Origin of the sequence: Blastococcus sp. TML/C7B, assembly GCF_016612845.1 — a bacterium.
Lineage (GTDB): Bacteria > Actinomycetota > Actinomycetes > Mycobacteriales > Geodermatophilaceae > Blastococcus.
On the sequence record NZ_JAEOAA010000001.1, the window covers coordinates 875,517 to 891,616 of the forward strand.

Below are 16,100 nucleotides of genomic sequence, written 5' to 3' on the forward strand. Positions count from 1 at the left end.
CGCCGCGGCCCCGCTGGTGCACCAGCCAGTCGCCGGGCACCCGGCTGTCCGCGTCGGTGCACGCCAGCCAGACGCGGTCGTCGGCCAGGCCGCGGGCGGCCGCCTCGTCCAGCACGGCCACCATCCCGGCGTGCCGCGCGGCGCCGACGTTGCCCGCGTCGGTGACCACGACGCGGGCGCCGGCCGCGCGGGCGATCGCGGCGGTGCCGTCGGTGCACCGGTCGGCGACGACGACCACCAGCACCCGCACGCCCGCCGCCTCCGGCTGCCGCGCGGCCAGCGCCAGCGCGTCCAGGCAGGCCGGCAGCAGCAGCGCCTCGTCCCGGGCCGGCACCACCACGCCGATCAGGACCGGGTCGCTCACCAGAGGTCCTCGGCCGCGGCCACCGAGGCGGCCCGGAGGTCCGCGGCCGGTGCCCGCACCCAGCAGTCGAGCAGGAAGTCAGGCTCCTCGTGCCCGGCGACGACGGGCCAGTCCAGGCCGGCACGCAGGGCGGCGTGCACCGCGTCGCCGGTCTGCGGGTAGCCGGCCACCTCGTGCCGCCAGTGCACGGCCAGCAGGGTGCCACCCGGCCGCACCGCGGCGCGCACCTGGCCGAGCAGCAGGTCGAGGTCGGCGGGGTCGAGGTAGTAGAGGACCTCGGAGAGCACGAGCAGGTCGACGGCGGGCAGCGCGTCGCCGGGGACCGCCCGGTGCTCGACGGTGACGCCCGGGAGGTCCGCCACGCGGCGGCCGGCGCGCTGCACGGCGGCGACGCTGGCGTCCCAGCCGGTCAGCCGGTCGCACCGGGACGCCAGCGCGGCGGTCAGCTCCCCCACCGAGCAGCCGACCTCCAGCCCCTCGAGGTAGCGCTCGCGCGGCAGCACCGCCGTCGTGAGGGCGTACTTGCGCCGCTCGTACCAGCGAGTACGCATCGACCAGGGGTCGTCGGCGTCGGCGTACATGCCGTCGAAGAAGGACGCGGGGAGGGTCATCTCCAGAGCACCTCGTGCGGTCGGCCGAAGTGCGCCAGGAACTCCGGGAGCAGGACGACGGCGTCCGCCGGGTCGGGACCCAGGGGAGCGATCTGCGTGGTGAAGCAGTCGATCGCGGTGCTCTTGGCGGCCCGCACCGCGCGCGGCAGCGCCACCTGGTGGGCACTATCCCAGGGGACCCGAGGATCGCCGGGGGCCGCCCAGTGCCAGGTCCACACCGGGTACTGCCAGACGGGCAGGCCCCGCCGGGAGCCGGCCACCACCGCGGCACGGCCGACCGCGTCGTGGTCGGGGTGCCCGTCCCCGCTCCAGGTGGTGAGGACGGCGTCGGCCCCCTCGAATGCGGCCGTCAGCGCGTCGACGAGCTCGGTCTCGTGCGCGGCGACGGCGCTGTCGGGCAGCCCCAGCCGGGTCGTCCGCGCGTCGCCCAGCCCGAGCGCGGCGAGCGCTCGTCCGGACTCGTCGACGCGGGCCCTGGCCAGGTCGGCCGGTGCCCTCACCGCGCTGCCGGGGTGGCTGGCCTCGCCGTCGGTGACCGCGACCAGGTGCACCCGCACGCCGGCGGCGGCGAGCAGCGCCATCGTCCCGCCGACGCCGAGCACCTCGTCGTCCGGGTGGGCGGCGCACACCGCCACCTCGCGCCATGCGGGGTCCCACGTCCACGCGGGCCAGGAGCGCCCCGGCAGCCACCCGGCCCAGGCCCCTTCCGGCGTGGCGTCGGGGCGGTGACCGGCCGCGGGGACGGTCACGAGCCGGCGCGCAGCAGGTCGGCCAGCACCGCGAGGTCGCGCTGCCCGTGGTGCTGGCGCAGGTAGACGGCCAGGTCCGCGGCGTGCGCCGCGTAGCGCGCGTCGTGGGCGGCCGGGCCGGCGCCGAGCGCCCCGGCGACCGTCTCGAGCACCTCGGTCCCGGCCCGCGCGACCAGGCCGCGCACCCGGTGCGCCCGCCGCGCGGCGGTGCCCGCGCCGTCCGCCGGATCGGCGTCGATCTCGGCGGCGGCGACGGCGAGCGCGGCCTCCATCCCGGACAGCAGGACGTCGACGGCGCCCCAGGCCGCGTCCCGGTACGGATCGGGCGAGGCGGCCACCACCGCCTCGAGGACCGCGGCGACGCCGGCCGCGCCGCCGGCCCACACCGCCGCCACCCCGATGCCGCCGTGCCAGAAGCCGGGCCGGTCCAGGTAGGCGCGCGGGCCGCCGATCTCCGACGCCGGGACGTCGTCCAGCAGCACGTCGGCGGTGTCGCTGCCGGCCATGCCGGGGGCGGCCCACCGGCCGGGTGCCGGGGCGACACCGGGCGAGGAGAGGTCGACGAGGAACAGCCGCCGCCCGTCGTCGGCGTGCGCGGTGACCAGGGCCGCGGTGCACACCCGCGCCCCCGAGCACCACTGCTTGCGCCCGTCGAGGCGCCAGCCGCCGGGGCCCCGGCGGGCAGTCACCCGGCCCGAGGGCGGCTCGGCGGCCCAGACGCCGAGGCGCTCCCCGCTCGTCACGGGCGGGCCGCCCAGCTCGGCGAGGACGGCCACGGCATCGGCGTGCCCCTCGGCGAGGCGGGCGAGGGGCAGGTCGGCGGCGCCCAGGTCGCGGAGGGCCCGCCAGCGCCCGGCCGTGTCGCCCGACCCCGGGAGCGGCAGGGACCAGCCGCCGTCGATCAGCGCCACGAAGGCCCCGGCCGTGGCCGCGACGGCCTCCTCGGACGACGCGGGGAGGGCGGCGGCGGTCACCGGGCACTGCTACCCCCGTCGTCGCCGCCTTCACGCATCGGGTCGGCGGCGTCAGCGCAGGAGCTTGGACATCCGCCGGTCGGCCAGCGGCTTGCCGCCGGTCTGGCAGGTGGGGCAGTACTGCAGCGAGGTGTCGGCGAAGCTGACCTCGCGCACCGTGTCGCCGCAGACGGGGCACGGCAGCCCGGTGCGCGCGTGCACCTGCAACCCGGAGCGCTTCTCGCCCTTCATCGTCGCCGCGCGCTGCCCGACCTGGCGTTCGAGCGCGTCGGTGAGCGTGGCGTGCACGGCATCGTGGAGACGGACCAGTTCGTCGTCCTTGAGCTTGTCGGCGCCCTTGAACGGCGAGAGCCGCGCGGCGTGCAGGATCTCGTCGGAGTAGGCGTTGCCGATCCCGGAGAGCAGCGTCTGATCGGTGAGCGCGCCCTTGAGCTGCCCCGACCGGCCGGCCATGAGGGCGGCGAAGGTCTCCCGGTCCACCTCGAGCGCATCGGGACCCAGCCGGGCGATGCCCGGCACCTCGGCCGGCGTGCGGACGACGTAGATCGCCAGCCCCTTGCGGGTGCCCTGCTCGGTGAGGTCGAACCCGTTCCCGTCATCGAGGTGCACGCGCAGGGCGAGCGGGCCCTTGCCCGGCTTGGGCGGCGCCGCCGGCAGGTTCTCCCGCCAGTGCAGCCACCCGGCCCGCGCCAGGTGGACGACGAGGTGCAGCCCGGAGACGTCGAGGTCGAGGAACTTGCCGTGCCGCGAGGCACCGGTGATCTCCAGCCCGCCGAGCGCGGACAGCGGCGGGTCGAAGGTCTTGATCGCCTGCACGGCGGCCAGGTCGGCGCGGGTCAGGACCCGGCCGACGGCGTTCGCGCGCAGGAAGGCGGCCAGCGCCTCCACCTCGGGCAACTCGGGCATCCCGCCATGATCGCCCGGATGTGCGCGCTCCGCCGTCGCCCGGTGCGCGGTTCGTGCACATACCGCCCCATCGGAGGACGACGGACGACGGTTCGTGCACATACCGCCCCATCGGAGGACGACGGACGACGGTTCGTGCACATACCGCCCCATCGGAGGACGACGGACGACGGTTCGTGCACGACACGCCGTTCGGGAAGCGGGTGGCGCACGACCTTCCTACGCTCGGCCGGGTGCCGACCTCGCTGCTGTGGTTCCGCCGGGACCTGCGGCTGCACGACCACCCCGCGCTGCTGGCCGCCCGCGACGCGGCGGGCCCGGACGGCGACGTCGTCCCCGTGTTCGTGTTCGACGACCGGCTGTGGGGGCCCTCCGGCGAGCCGCGCCGCCGGTTCCTGCTCGACTGCCTGGCCGCGCTGGACGCCGACCTCGACGGCGCGCTGGTGCTCCGCTCCGGGGACCCGGCCCGCGTCCTCCCGCAGCTGGCCCGCGAGGCCGGCGCGACCACCGTGCACGTCAGCGCCGACACCGGCCCCTACGGGCGGCAGCGCGACGCCGCCGTCGAGGGCGCGCTGGACGACGTCGGGCTGGTGCGCACCGGCTCGCCGTACCTGGTCACCCCCGGCCGGGTCACCAAGCGGGACGGCTCCCCGTTCCAGGTCTTCTCCCCCTTCGCCCGCGCGTGGCGGGAACACGGCTGGCGCGCGCCGGCCGGCCCGCCCGAGGGCGTCCGCTGGCGCACCGGCGTCCGCTCGGACGACCCGCCACCAGCACCGGAGACCACCGCCGACCTGCCGGACGCCGGCGAGCGGGCCGCGCTCGACGCCTGGGCGCGGTTCCGCGACGAGCGGCTCGGCGGCTACGCCGAGGGCCGCAACCTGCCCGGCACGAACGGCACCAGCCGGATGTCGGCCTACCTCAAGTACGGCTGCATCCACCCGCGCACGCTCGCCGCCGACCTGGCCGGCGAGCAGTCGGAGTCCGCGCGGCGCTACACCGACGAACTGGCCTGGCGGGACTTCTACGCCGACGTCCTGTGGCACCGCCCCGAGTCGGCCCGGGAGTACCTCAAGCCGGAGTTGCGTGCGATGGGCTACGACAGCGGCCCGGACGCCGAGGAGCTGGTGCGCGCCTGGCAGACCGGCCGCACCGGCTTCCCGATCGTCGACGCCGGCATGCGGCAGCTGCTCGGCGAGGCCTACGTGCACAACCGGGTGCGGATGATCGTCGCCTCGTTCCTGGTCAAGGACCTGCACCAGGAGTGGACGCTCGGCGCCCGGCACTTCATGCGGCACCTGGTCGACGGTGACCTCGCCAGCAACAACCACGGCTGGCAGTGGGTCGCCGGCACCGGCACCGACGCCTCGCCCTACTACCGCGTCTTCAACCCGATCACCCAGGGCAAGAAGTTCGACCCCGACGGCAGCTACGTGAAGCGGTGGGTGCCGGAGCTCCGCGACCTCGAGCCGAAGCACGTGCACGAGCCGTGGACGGCGCCCGGCGGCATCCCGGCCGGCTATCCCGAGCCGGTGGTCGACCACGCGCACGAACGGCAGGTCGCCCTCGACCGCTACGCCCGCGTCCGCGCCGGCTGATCAGCCGCGCAGGCGGGGCGCGGCGACGGCGGCGTCGCGCACGCCCGAGGGATCGGCAGCCAGGGCCCGGCCCCAGCCCACCAGACCGTCGACGTCGATCCCGTGCGGCGGCGCCCCGGCATAGGGGACGACGTTGCCGACGCCGCGCTCCAGCAGCGTCGTCGCGCCCCGGGCGTTGCCGCGCGCGGCGTGGGTGAGCCCGACGGCCAGCTGCGCCAGCCCGCGCCACAGCTGCCGCTCCTCCGGGACGGCGGACTTCCACGCGTCCTCGAGCACCTCGTGCGCGTGGAACGGGCGCCCGGCGTCGAGCAGCTCCTGCGCCTCGGCGAGCGCGACCAGCGGCTCTCGCACGATCCCCTCCGGCGCCCGCGGCTCGCCCACGGCGTCGTGCGGCAGCGGCCGGCCCAGCGCGTCCCGCGGGCGGGCGTTGCGGGCACGGCCCTCGGCGTCCCGGTCGCGGCTGGTCACGCGCCCATCCTGCACCCGACCGGGGGAACAGAAGAAGTTTCGCTCTCAACTGCATCCGGATCCCGGAGGGCCCGGGAAGTAGCGCATGACAGGCACCACCCCCCTCTGGAAGGACGATCCATGAGCACCCTGCGCACCCTCGGCAGCGCCGCCGGCGCGGCTGCCGTCGTCGGCGGTCTGGTCCTCGTCGCCACCCCGGCGACCGCGGCCGACACGGCCACCGTCTCGATCCTGCACGGCGTCCCGAACACCCCCGTCGACGTCTACGCCAACGGCGAGCGGCTGATCGACGACTTCCAGCCCGGCACCCTCACCGACCCGCTGACCCTCCCGGCGGGCGCCTACGACCTGGCCCTGTTCCCGGCCGACGCCCCCGACGGCTCCGGCGAGCCGCTGCTCAAGGCCGACGACGTCGCCGTCCCGGCCGGTGCGAACGCCACCGTGGTCGCCCACCTCAAGGAGGACGGCAGCCCGACGCTGACGCCGTTCGTCAACGACACCTCCGCCGTCCCGGCCGGCCAGGCCCGCGTGACCGTGCGGCACACCGCCGCCGCGCCCGCCGTCGACGTGCGCGCCGGTGGCACCCCGGTCGTCGAGGGCCTGACCAACCCCGACGAGGCCACCCTGACCGCGCCGGCCAGCACGATCACCGCCGATGTCGTGCTCGCGGGCACCGACACCGTCGCCATCGGCCCGGCCGACCTGACCCTGGCCGAGGGCACCTCGACCATCGTGTACGCCTGGGGCAACGGTGAGGCCGGCTACGACCTCGCCGTCCAGACCATCGACGGCATGCACTCGATGCCCGCCGGTGTCCCCGGTGGCTCGGCCGGCCTGGCCGACCAGGACAGCTCGCTGCCGGCGGTCGCCGCGCTCTCGGTGGCCGGCCTCGCCGTCGCCGGCGCCGGTGCCCTCCGCGTCGCCCGCAACCGCGGCTGACCGGGTAGATCCGATGCGACCCGCCGCCGCCTCCGCCGTCCTGGGCCTCGCCCTGGCCGTCGGCGCCCCCACCGCCTGGGCGCTGACCCGGCCGGAGGCGGCGGCGGGCATCCCCGTGGAGCAGGCCCTCCCCGCGCCGGCCGCCCCCGCCGGCGCGGGGGGCCTGCCCGCCCTCCCGACGGTCACCGCCCGGGACGCCGCCCCCGCCGCGGCCCGCACCGCCCCCGCACCGGTCCGCGTCAGCGCGCCGGCGTGGGGCGTGGACGCCCCCGTCGACGCCGTCGGCATCGCCGCCGACGGCCAGATGGAGCTCCCCGAGGACGTCGCGCGGGTCGGCTGGTACCGGTTCGGACCGGAGCCCGGTGCCGAGGGCTCCGCGGTGATCGCCGGCCACGTCGACGACCGGGAGCAGGGCGCGGGAGCGCTGTACCCGCTCCAGGACGCCGCGGTCGGCGACGAGGTCGCCGTCACCGACGCCGCCGGCGCGGTGACCCGCTGGCGGGTCGTCTCCCGCGAGGTCATCACCAAGCAGGCGCTGCCGCTGGACCGGCTGTTCGCCCGCGAGGGCGCGCCGCGGCTCACCCTGATCACCTGCGGCGGGCCGTTCCTGCCGGAGTTCCGCAGCTACCGCGACAACGTCGTCGTGGTGGCGGAGCCGATCCCGTGAGCGGGGCGCTGGCCCTGCGGGAGCCGATCATGGGTAGCGTTCAGGCCGTGGGACACGTACCGGGGACGCGCAGCGTCGTCGACCCGGACGACGCGGAGATCGGCCGCCGCTTCGCCGCGGGTGAGGAGCAGGCGCTGGCCTGGGCCTACGAGCAGTGGGCCGGGCAGGTGCACGGCATGGCCGTGCGCGCCTTCGGCCCCGGCCCGGACGCCGAGGACGTGACCCAGCAGGTGTTCGTCGCCGCCTGGACCGGCCGCGCCCGCTACCGCCCGGACGACTCGCCCCTGCCGGCCTGGCTCGTGGGCATCTGCCGGCACAAGATCGCCGACGCCTGGGCCAAGCGGGACAAGCAGCGCCGCGAGGCCGAGGCCGCCATGACCGAGGCGCAGGCCCGGCCCGGCGGCCCGGTGACCGCCGGCGTCGACGCCGCCGCCACCGACCGCGTGCTGCTGCTCGACGAGCTGGACCACCTCGGCCAGCCGCAGCGCGGCATCATCGAGCTCGCGTTCTTCGAGGACCTCACCCACGCGCAGATCGCCGAACGGACCGGCCTGCCGCTGGGCACGATCAAGAGCCACATCCGGCGCACACTGGAGCGCCTGCGGACCCGGTTGGAGGTGGACGGTGCAGCACTGCACGCCTGAGCAGCTGGCCCTCGCTGCCCTCCGGGAGACCCTGCCGGCCAACGAGGACGCCCATCTCGCCTCCTGCGGCTCCTGCCGCGCCGAGGTGACCGCGCTGCGTCGCGCCCCCGAGCTGCTCGCCGTCCCGCACCTCGCCGCTCCGGTCGACGACGTCCCGCCACCCCCGCAGGTCTGGCAGGCCATCGCCGCCGCGACCGGCGTGACCGCCACCCCCGCGGACCACTCGCCCGTCCGGGCCGCGCCGGCGACCCCGGCCGCGGACCCGGGGGGCACCGTGGTGCCGTTCCGCTCCCGCCGGCGACCGGTCCTGCTGACGGCGGCCGCCGTCGTCGCGGGTGCCGTGGTCGGTGCCGGTGCCGTCACCGCTGTGCAGTCGACGGGGGAGGACGGCGACTCCGTCACCAGCGTGGCGCTGGACCTGCTGCCCGAGGCCTCCGGCACCGCGGACGTCGTCGTCCGGGGCGACGGGTCGCGCGTGCTCCAGGTGGACCTGGACGCCCCGGCCCTCGAGGACGCGTACTACGAGGTGTGGGTGATCGACCGGTCCGTGCAGGGCATGCTCCCGCTCGGCGTCGTCACCCCGGGCACGCAGACGGTGGAGCTGCCCGACGGCCTCGACCTGTCCGAGTACCCGCTGGTCGACGTCTCGGTGGAGCCGCTGGACGGCGACCCCACCCACTCGGGCGTCTCGGTGGCTCGAGGGGATCTCGACGCCTGACCGGGCGGCTCGCCTAGCGTTGCCCCCGTGATGTCCTCGCCCGCCGGCTCCCTCCCGCACGACGACCTCGCCGCCGGCTGGCGGAAGGCGCGCCCGCGCCCCGCCGGACGGCACCTGGACAGCGCCGCCAGCGGCCGGCAGGGCTCCCGGGCGCTGGAGGCCGCGGCGCACCACGCGCGGCACGAGGCCGAGCTGGGCGGGTACGTCGCCCAGGCGGCCGCGGAGAACCTGCTGCAGCAGGGCCGCTCGGTGCTGGGCGGGCTGGTCGGCATGGCCGCCGCCGACGTCGCCTTCGTGGAGTCCGCGCGCGGGGCGCTCGCCGCCCTCCTCACCGGCTGGCGGCTGCCCGCCGGCACCAGGGTCGCCTGCCTGCCCGGGGAGTACGCGCCGAACATCGGGCTGCTGGGCGCTTACGCGCTGCGGCCCGAGCCGCTGCCGGTCGACGACCTCGGCCGCGCCGACCTCGAGGCCCTGGAGCGGCAGCTGGGCGCCGACCCGCCCCGCTTCGTGCACCTGGACCACGTCCCCAGCCACCGCGGGGTCCGGCAGCCGGCCGCGGAGATCGCCGCGCTGTGCCGCGCCGCGGGGGTGCCGCTGGTGCTCGACGCCGCGCAGGCGCTCGGCCACGTGGACACCGACGTGGGCGCCGACGTCGTCTACGGGACGTCGCGGAAGTGGCTGGCCGGCCCCCGCGGCGTCGGCGTGCTCGCCGCCCGGCCCGCGATCGCCGCGCAGCTGACGCCGGTGATGCCCGGCGCCGACGACCTGCCGCCGATGCGCGCCTTCGAGAGCGGCGAGGGGCACATCGCCGGGCGGATCGGGCTGATCGTCGCCGTCGGCGAGCACCTGGCCGCCGGCCCGGACCGGGTCCGCGAACGGCTGGCCGGGATCGGCCGGCACACCCGCGAGCTGCTCGACGGCCGGGGTGGCTGGACGGTGGTCGAGCCGGTGGACGAGCCGACGGCCACCACCACGCTGCGCCCGCCGGACGGGGTCGACGTCGTCGCCACCCGGGCACGCCTGCTGGCCGACCACGGGATCGTGGTCAGCGCCCTGGGCCGCGAGCGCGCACCGGGGGAGATGACCGGCCCCGTGCTCCGCGTCTCCCCGCACCTGGACGTCACGGTCGAGGACCTCGAGGCCCTGGCCGCCGCTCTCCCCGGCTAGGCCTCCCCGGGCCGGGCGGCCCCGGCTGGTCCTGGGCTAGTCGTCCTGGGGCTCGTCGTCCACCGTGACGCCGAGCTTCGTGTCGCCGTCGGTCGAGGTGACGGTGACCGTGACGCCGTACGTGGTGGGGTCGTCGCCGGCGGTCAGGGTGCACCGCGTCGACGCGCCCTCCTCCTTGTCGAGGGCGTCCGGGCACTCGATGTCCGGGCGGGTCCCGACCTCCCCCTCGAGCGCATCCTCGGCCGTCTCGGCGACCTGGTCCGAGGAGAGCGTCCCGACCCCGCAGGCGGACAGCACTGCCAGCGTCCCGCCCGCCACGAGGGTGAACAGCAGGCGACGGGCCACGGGGTCCTCCAGGGGTGTGCACGGGTGTTGCGGCGACCCTAGTGCGCGCCCGCCCCGACCCCTCCGGAGCCACCTACCTTGCGGAACCGCTCCCATCGCTTCTATGGTTCGTTACATGAGTAATGAACCCAGGGACCAGGCGTCCCGCGGGGTCGGCTCGTGAACGAGGAGGCCGGACCCATCTTCCGGCAGGTCGCGGCCGAGATCGAGAACGCGATCGTCGACGGCTCCCTCGCCGAGGAGAGCCAGGCCCCCTCGTCCAACGAGCTGGCCGCCTTCCACCGGATCAACCCCGCGACGGCGGCCAAGGGCCTGAACCAGCTGGTCGCCGACGGGGTCCTCTCCAAGAGACGAGGAGTCGGGATGTTCGTCGCCCCGGGCGCACGCGAGCAGCTGCTCAAGCGCCGGCGGACCGAGTTCGCCGACCAGTACGTCCGCCCGCTGCTGACCGAGGCGCAGAAGCTCGGCATCAGCACCGCGGAGCTCACCGCCATGCTGACCACCCCGGAGGACCCGCGATGACCGCGCCCCGCACCACGGCGGTGGCCACCGTCGACGACGTCACCATGCGCTTCCGCGGGCACACCGCCCTGGACGCCGTCACGACCGCCGTCGAGCAGGACTCGATCACCGGCCTGCTCGGCCGCAACGGCGCCGGCAAGACCACGATGATGCAGCTGCTCACCGGCCACCGCGTGCCGACGTCGGGCCGCATCGAGGTCTTCGGCGCGCAGCCGTACGAGAACGACGACGTCCTGCGCCGCACCTGCTTCATCAAGGAGGGGCAGCGCTACCCCGACCACTTCCGGGTCCAGGACGCCCTCGGCGCCGCGGCGATGGTCTTCCCCGAGTGGGACGACGACCTCGCAGCCTCGCTGCTGCGCGACTTCGACCTGCCCGTCAAGCGGCCGGTGAAGAAGCTCTCCCGGGGGATGACCTCGGCGGTCGGCATCATCATCGGGCTGGCCTCGCGCGCCCCGTTCACCCTCTTCGACGAGCCCTACCTGGGGCTGGACGCCGTCGCCCGGCAGCTGTTCTACGACCGACTGCTCGCCGACTACGCGGAGCACCCGCGCACGATCATGCTCTCGACGCACCTCATCGAGGAGATCGCGCCGCTGCTCGAGCGGGTGCTGCTCATCGACCGCGGCAGGGTCCTGCTCGACGCCGACACCGAGTCGCTCCGGGGCAGCGCCGTCACGGTCACCGGCCCGGTGGGCGCGGTGCAGGCCTTCGCCCGGCAGCACGACCCGCTGCACACGGAGACCCTGGCCGGCTCCAGCCGGGCGGTCGTCCGGATCGGCGGAGCCGCCGACCGCCGCGCGGCCGCCGAGCAGGGACTCACCGTCGAGCCCACCAGCCTGCAGCAGCTCGTGGTCGCGATGAGCCTGCAGACGCCCGCCACGCGCGCACCCATCCACCCCGTCGACCTCGAGGAGGTCTCCTCGTGAACCGCGTCCTCCGCGCCGGCCGCATGCACCTCGTCCACCCCCTGGTGATCCTCGGGATCCCCTGGCTGGTCGTGGGGATCAGCTTCGCGATCAACGTGGCGGTCTGGCACCTGACGCCAGCCGGCGAGGACGACGGCGGCTTCTCCGGCGGCATCCTGGCGCTCTACATCACCGTGCTGGTGGTCTACGTCCAGGCGGTGACCCAGCTGCTCCCCTTCTCGATGGGCATCAGCCTGAGCCGGCGCACGTTCTACCTCGGGACGGCGCTCGTGGCCGCGGCCCAGGCCCTGCTCTACGGCCTGTCGATCGCCGTCCTCGTGGCGATCGAGAACGCGACCGACGGCTGGGGCGCAGGACTGAGCTTCTGGGCACCGGGGGTCTTCGAGGTGGACGACGTGTTCCTGCAGATCCTCGCGTCGGGGGCTCCGATGCTGGCGTTCATGTCCGTGGGCATCGGGATCGGCATCGTGCACCAGCGGTGGGGTCAGACCGGCACCTGGGGCTTGATGATCGGCACGCTCGTCTTCTTCGGCGGCCTGGCGATCCTGATCAGCCTCCTAGAGGCGTGGCGGACGGTCGGCGACTGGTTCGCCGACCAGTCGACGCTCGCGCTCACCGCCGGCCTGCCGCTCGCCATCGCCGCCGTCGTGGCGCTGATCTCCTACCCCGGCATCCGCCGCGTCGTGCCGTAGCCGGACGTCACCGCACTCTCGAGCCCTCGTTCCGTCACCGTGACGGAACGAGGGCTCGCCACTGCGCCACGCGCGCAGCACGCGAGCAACGCCCGGCACCGGGGGAGCGCTCACCACTCTCTCGGAGCGGTGCTCCCCGCTCCCGACCCGCCCGTACTTTCGGTACCGAAAGTCCCCTCCCAGCCGGGACTTTATGTACCGAAAGTCCCCTCCCGGCCGGGACTTTCTGTACCGAAAGCCCCCTCCCAGCCGGGACTTCATGTACCGAAAGCCCCCTGGCGGCCGGGACTTTCTGTACCGAAAGTCCGCTGGCGGCCGGGACTTTCTGTACCGAAAGTCCCCTTCCGGCCCGAACGTGGTGCAGGGGTTTCCGGGGGACGACGAAGGGGCCCCAGCACGGATGCTGGGGCCCCTTCGGGAATGGTTGTCCGGCGGCGTCCTACTCTCCCACCCCGTCTCCAGGGCAGTACCATCGGCGCTGAGAGGCTTAGCTTCCGGGTTCGGAATGTTGCCGGGCGTTTCCCTCTCGCCATGGCCGCCGTAACTCTGTGAACTTGAACCATGCCTGGTTCGTGCGTTCAGAACCGCACAGTGGACGCGAAGCAATCTTGTTATCCGGCTCTTACTCACACAGGCCCGAGTGGGTGTGTGTGGTCAAGCCCTCGGCCTATTAGTACCGGTCAGCTCCACACCTTGCGGTGCTTCCACTTCCGGCCTATCAACCCGCTGGTCTGGGCGGGGGCCTTACCCGGTTGACCCGGTGAGAGACCTCATCTTGAAGCGAGCTTCCCGCTTAGATGCTTTCAGCGGTTATCCCTGCCGAACGTAGCTAACCAGCAGTGCACCTGGCGGTACAACTGGCACACCAGAGGTTCGTCCGTCCCGGTCCTCTCGTACTAGGGACAGCTCTTCTCAAGTCTCTTACGCGCACGGCGGATAGGGACCGAACTGTCTCACGACGTTCTAAACCCAGCTCGCGTACCGCTTTAATGGGCGAACAGCCCAACCCTTGGGACCTACTCCAGCCCCAGGATGCGACGAGCCGACATCGAGGTGCCAAACCATCCCGTCGATATGGACTCTTGGGGAAGATCAGCCTGTTATCCCCGGGGTACCTTTTATCCGTTGAGCGACACCGCTTCCACATGCCGGTGCCGGGTCACTAGTCCCAGCTTTCGCTCCTGCTCGACCCGTCGGTCTCACAGTCAAGCTCCCTTGTGCACTTGCACTCGACACCTGATTGCCAACCAGGCTGAGGGAACCTTTGGGCGCCTCCGTTACATTTTGGGAGGCAACCGCCCCAGTTAAACTACCCACCTGACACTGTCCCTGATCCGGATCACGGACCGAAGTTAGACATCCAATTCGACCAGAGTGGTATTTCAACGATGACTCCACGAACACTGGCGTGCCCGCTTCACAGTCTCCCACCTATCCTACACAAGCCGAACCGAACACCAATATCAAGCTATAGTAAAGGTCCCGGGGTCTTTCCGTCCTGCCGCGCGTAACGAGCATCTTTACTCGTAGTGCAATTTCGCCGAGCCTGTGGTTGAGACAGCTGAGAAGTCGTTACGCCATTCGTGCAGGTCGGAACTTACCCGACAAGGAATTTCGCTACCTTAGGATGGTTATAGTTACCACCGCCGTTTACTGGCGCTTGAGTTCTGAGCTTCGCCTTACGGCTAACCCGTCCCCTTAACGTTCCAGCACCGGGCAGGCGTCAGTCCGTATACATCGTCTTACGACTTCGCACGGACCTGTGTTTTTAGTAAACAGTCGCTTCTCACTGGTCTCTGCGGCCACCCACCGCTGCCCCGCGCAAGGCGGTTGACAGTAGATGGCCCCCCTTCTCCCGAAGTTACGGGGGCATTTTGCCGAGTTCCTTAACCACAGTTCGCTCGATCGCCTTGGTATTCTCTACCTGACCACCTGAGTTGGTTTGGGGTACGGGCCGCTCGGAACTCGCTAGAGGCTTTTCTCGGCAGCATAGGATCATCCAATTCGCCTCATTCGGCTATGCGTCAGGTCTCACCCTGTATGCGGGACGGATTTGCCTACCCCGCGGGCCACACCCTTGCACCGGTACTACCACTCACCGGTAGGACTACCTTCCTGCGTCACCCCATCGCTTGCCTACTACCAGTCCGGGTCCCAGCCTCCCCACACTCGCCTCACAAGTGAGGACCGGTGGATCGGGTGGTTAGCATCGCTGGGTTCAGCATGGGCGTTCCTTCGCGGGTACGGGAATATCAACCCGTTGTCCATCGACTACGCCTGTCGGCCTCGCCTTAGGTCCCGACTCACCCTGGGCGGATTAGCCTGGCCCAGGAACCCTTGGTCTTCCGGCGGGGGAGTTTCTCACTCCCCTCTCGCTACTCATGCCTGCATTCTCACTCGCGTGGCGTCCACGGCTGGATCACTCCGCCGCTTCGACCGCCACACGACGCTCCCCTACCCATCCACACACCTGGCCGGCCCACACAAGGACCGACAGGAAAAGCATGAATGCCACGGCTTCGGCGGTGTGCTTGAGCCCCGCTACATTGTCGGCGCGGAATCACTTGACCAGTGAGCTATTACGCACTCTTTCAAGGGTGGCTGCTTCTAAGCCAACCTCCTGGTTGTCTCTGCGACTCCACATCCTTTTCCACTTAGCACACGCTTAGGGGCCTTAGCCGATGATCTGGGCTGTTTCCCTCTCGACTACGAACCTTATCGCCCGCAGTCTCACTGCCACGCTCTCACTTACCGGCATTCGGAGTTTGGTTGACGTCAGTAACCTTGTGGGGCCCATTAGCCATCCAGTGCTCTACCTCCGGCAAGAAACACGTGACGCTGCACCTAAATGCATTTCGGGGAGAACCAGCTATCACCGAGTTTGATTGGCCTTTCACCCCTACCCACAGCTCATCCCCTCAGTTTTCAACCTAAGTGGGTTCGGTCCTCCACGCGGTCTTACCCGCGCTTCAACCTGGCCATGGGTAGATCACTCGGCTTCGGGTCTAGGGCACGCGACTGAATCGCCCTGTTCGGACTCGCTTTCGCTACGGCTACCCCCCACGGGTTAACCTCGCCACGTACCACTAACTCGCAGGCTCATTCTTCAAAAGGCACGCAATCACCCCGGACCGAAATCCTAAGGCTCTCACGGCTTGTAGGCACACGGTTTCAGGTACTATTTCACTCCCCTCCCGGGGTACTTTTCACCTTTCCCTCACGGTACTTGTCCGCTATCGGTCACCAGGGAGTATTCAGGCTTAGCGGGTGGTCCCGCCAGATTCACACCGAATTTCACGGGCTCGGTGCTACTTGGGATGACGCTCGGGAGAGCACATGTTTTCGTGTACGGGGCTCTCACCCTCTACGGCGACCCCTTCCAGAGGCCTTCCACTAACACGTGCTTTTCTCACTCCCTGAGTGCTCGGCAGAACACTCGGAACGGTCCCACGACCCCGACCACACAACGCCTGCCGGCTATCACATGCGATCGGTTTAGCCTCATCCGCTTTCGCTCGCCACTACTCACGGAATCACGGTTGTTTTCTCTTCCTGTGGGTACTGAGATGTTTCACTTCCCCACGTTCCCTCCACACGCCCTATGTGTTCAGGCGCGGGTCACACCACATGACTGGTGCGGGGTTCCCCCATTCGGAAATCCTCGGATCAACGCTCGGTTGACAGCTCCCCGAGGCTTATCGCAGCCTCCTACGTCCTTCATCGGCTCCTGGTGCCCAGGCATCCACCGTGTGCCCTTAACAACTTGGCCACACAAAAATCCCACACAACAGCGCCCGGAAGGACACCCGT

General features: G+C 72.0%; 15 protein-coding genes, 2 rRNA genes and 1 pseudogene. 9 read left to right on the forward strand and 9 right to left on the reverse strand.

Going from position 1 to position 16,100, the window contains the following annotated elements:
- Positions 1 to 34: 34 nt before the first annotated feature.
- The 5 genes and pseudogenes from JKP76_RS23885 to JKP76_RS04245 all read right to left on the reverse strand — a co-directional run.
- Positions 35 to 364, reverse strand: a pseudogene (locus JKP76_RS23885) (glycosyltransferase); the annotation flags it as partial.
- On the reverse strand, positions 361 to 975 hold the full coding sequence (locus tag JKP76_RS04230; protein ID WP_200489687.1) for an SAM-dependent methyltransferase: 615 nt from the start codon (positions 973 to 975) through the stop codon (positions 361 to 363). The pseudogene JKP76_RS23885 and the gene JKP76_RS04230, both read right to left, overlap by 4 nt.
- Positions 972 to 1,724 carry a PIG-L deacetylase family protein gene (locus JKP76_RS04235; protein WP_200489688.1) on the reverse strand — a complete coding sequence of 251 codons (753 nt, stop codon included), beginning with the start codon at positions 1,722 to 1,724 and terminating at the stop codon, positions 972 to 974. The genes JKP76_RS04230 and JKP76_RS04235 overlap by 4 nt, the downstream gene beginning before the upstream one ends.
- Entirely contained in the window at positions 1,721 to 2,698 is a 978-nt protein-coding gene (locus JKP76_RS04240) for an acyl-CoA dehydrogenase family protein (protein WP_200489689.1), read from the reverse strand. Before JKP76_RS04240 ends, JKP76_RS04235 begins: the two co-directional genes overlap by 4 nt.
- 51 nt (positions 2,699 to 2,749) lie before the next feature.
- Positions 2,750 to 3,604, reverse strand: a complete 855-nt coding sequence (locus JKP76_RS04245) for an Fpg/Nei family DNA glycosylase (RefSeq protein WP_200489690.1) — start codon at positions 3,602 to 3,604, stop codon at positions 2,750 to 2,752.
- A 233-nt stretch (positions 3,605 to 3,837) separates the two neighbouring features.
- Here JKP76_RS04245 and JKP76_RS04250 point away from each other — a divergent pair, with 233 nt between their 5' ends.
- Positions 3,838 to 5,199, forward strand: a complete 1,362-nt coding sequence (locus tag JKP76_RS04250) for a deoxyribodipyrimidine photo-lyase (RefSeq protein ID WP_200489691.1) — start codon at positions 3,838 to 3,840, stop codon at positions 5,197 to 5,199.
- Here JKP76_RS04250 and JKP76_RS04255 read toward each other — a convergent pair whose 3' ends face one another.
- Positions 5,200 to 5,667, reverse strand: a complete 468-nt coding sequence (locus tag JKP76_RS04255; protein WP_200489692.1) for a DUF309 domain-containing protein — start codon at positions 5,665 to 5,667, stop codon at positions 5,200 to 5,202.
- Between the two features lie 120 nt (positions 5,668 to 5,787).
- On the opposite strand from JKP76_RS04255, the gene JKP76_RS04260 reads away from it, so the two are divergent.
- From JKP76_RS04260 to egtE, 5 genes are read left to right on the forward strand one after another with little or no spacing between them, the layout of a single operon-like run.
- Positions 5,788 to 6,606, forward strand: coding sequence for a DUF4397 domain-containing protein (locus tag JKP76_RS04260; RefSeq protein ID WP_200489693.1), 819 nt, complete (start codon positions 5,788 to 5,790; stop codon positions 6,604 to 6,606).
- Between the two features lie 13 nt (positions 6,607 to 6,619).
- A complete protein-coding gene (locus JKP76_RS04265; protein ID WP_200489694.1) occupies positions 6,620 to 7,273 on the forward strand; it encodes a class F sortase in 654 nt (217 codons plus the stop codon).
- A gap of 47 nt (positions 7,274 to 7,320) precedes the next feature.
- Positions 7,321 to 7,917: a sigma-70 family RNA polymerase sigma factor gene (locus tag JKP76_RS04270; RefSeq protein ID WP_309229368.1), complete on the forward strand. Its 597-nt coding sequence runs from the start codon at positions 7,321 to 7,323 to the stop codon at positions 7,915 to 7,917.
- Positions 7,898 to 8,635, forward strand: coding sequence for an anti-sigma factor (locus JKP76_RS04275; protein ID WP_200489696.1), 738 nt, complete (start codon positions 7,898 to 7,900; stop codon positions 8,633 to 8,635). Before JKP76_RS04270 ends, JKP76_RS04275 begins: the two co-directional genes overlap by 20 nt.
- Before the next feature lie 30 nt (positions 8,636 to 8,665).
- Positions 8,666 to 9,802, forward strand: coding sequence for an ergothioneine biosynthesis PLP-dependent enzyme EgtE (gene egtE, locus JKP76_RS04280; protein WP_200491261.1), 1,137 nt, complete (start codon positions 8,666 to 8,668; stop codon positions 9,800 to 9,802).
- A 36-nt stretch (positions 9,803 to 9,838) separates the two neighbouring features.
- On the opposite strand, the gene JKP76_RS04285 is transcribed toward egtE, so the two are convergent.
- Positions 9,839 to 10,147: a DUF4333 domain-containing protein gene (locus JKP76_RS04285; protein ID WP_200489697.1), complete on the reverse strand. Its 309-nt coding sequence runs from the start codon at positions 10,145 to 10,147 to the stop codon at positions 9,839 to 9,841.
- A 159-nt stretch (positions 10,148 to 10,306) separates the two neighbouring features.
- On the opposite strand from JKP76_RS04285, the gene JKP76_RS04290 reads away from it, so the two are divergent.
- From JKP76_RS04290 to JKP76_RS04300, 3 genes are read left to right on the forward strand one after another with little or no spacing between them, the layout of a single operon-like run.
- A complete protein-coding gene (locus JKP76_RS04290; protein ID WP_200489698.1) occupies positions 10,307 to 10,669 on the forward strand; it encodes a GntR family transcriptional regulator in 363 nt (120 codons plus the stop codon).
- Entirely contained in the window at positions 10,666 to 11,598 is a 933-nt protein-coding gene (locus JKP76_RS04295) for an ABC transporter ATP-binding protein (RefSeq protein WP_200489699.1), read from the forward strand. Before JKP76_RS04290 ends, JKP76_RS04295 begins: the two co-directional genes overlap by 4 nt.
- Positions 11,595 to 12,290: a hypothetical protein gene (locus tag JKP76_RS04300; protein ID WP_200489700.1), complete on the forward strand. Its 696-nt coding sequence runs from the start codon at positions 11,595 to 11,597 to the stop codon at positions 12,288 to 12,290. Before JKP76_RS04295 ends, JKP76_RS04300 begins: the two co-directional genes overlap by 4 nt.
- A 426-nt stretch (positions 12,291 to 12,716) precedes the next feature.
- Here JKP76_RS04300 and rrf read toward each other — a convergent pair.
- Positions 12,717 to 12,833, reverse strand: a 5S ribosomal RNA gene (gene rrf / locus JKP76_RS04305).
- Between the two features lie 107 nt (positions 12,834 to 12,940).
- A 23S ribosomal RNA gene (locus JKP76_RS04310) occupies positions 12,941 to 16,059 on the reverse strand.
- Positions 16,060 to 16,100: the final 41 nt, after the last annotated feature.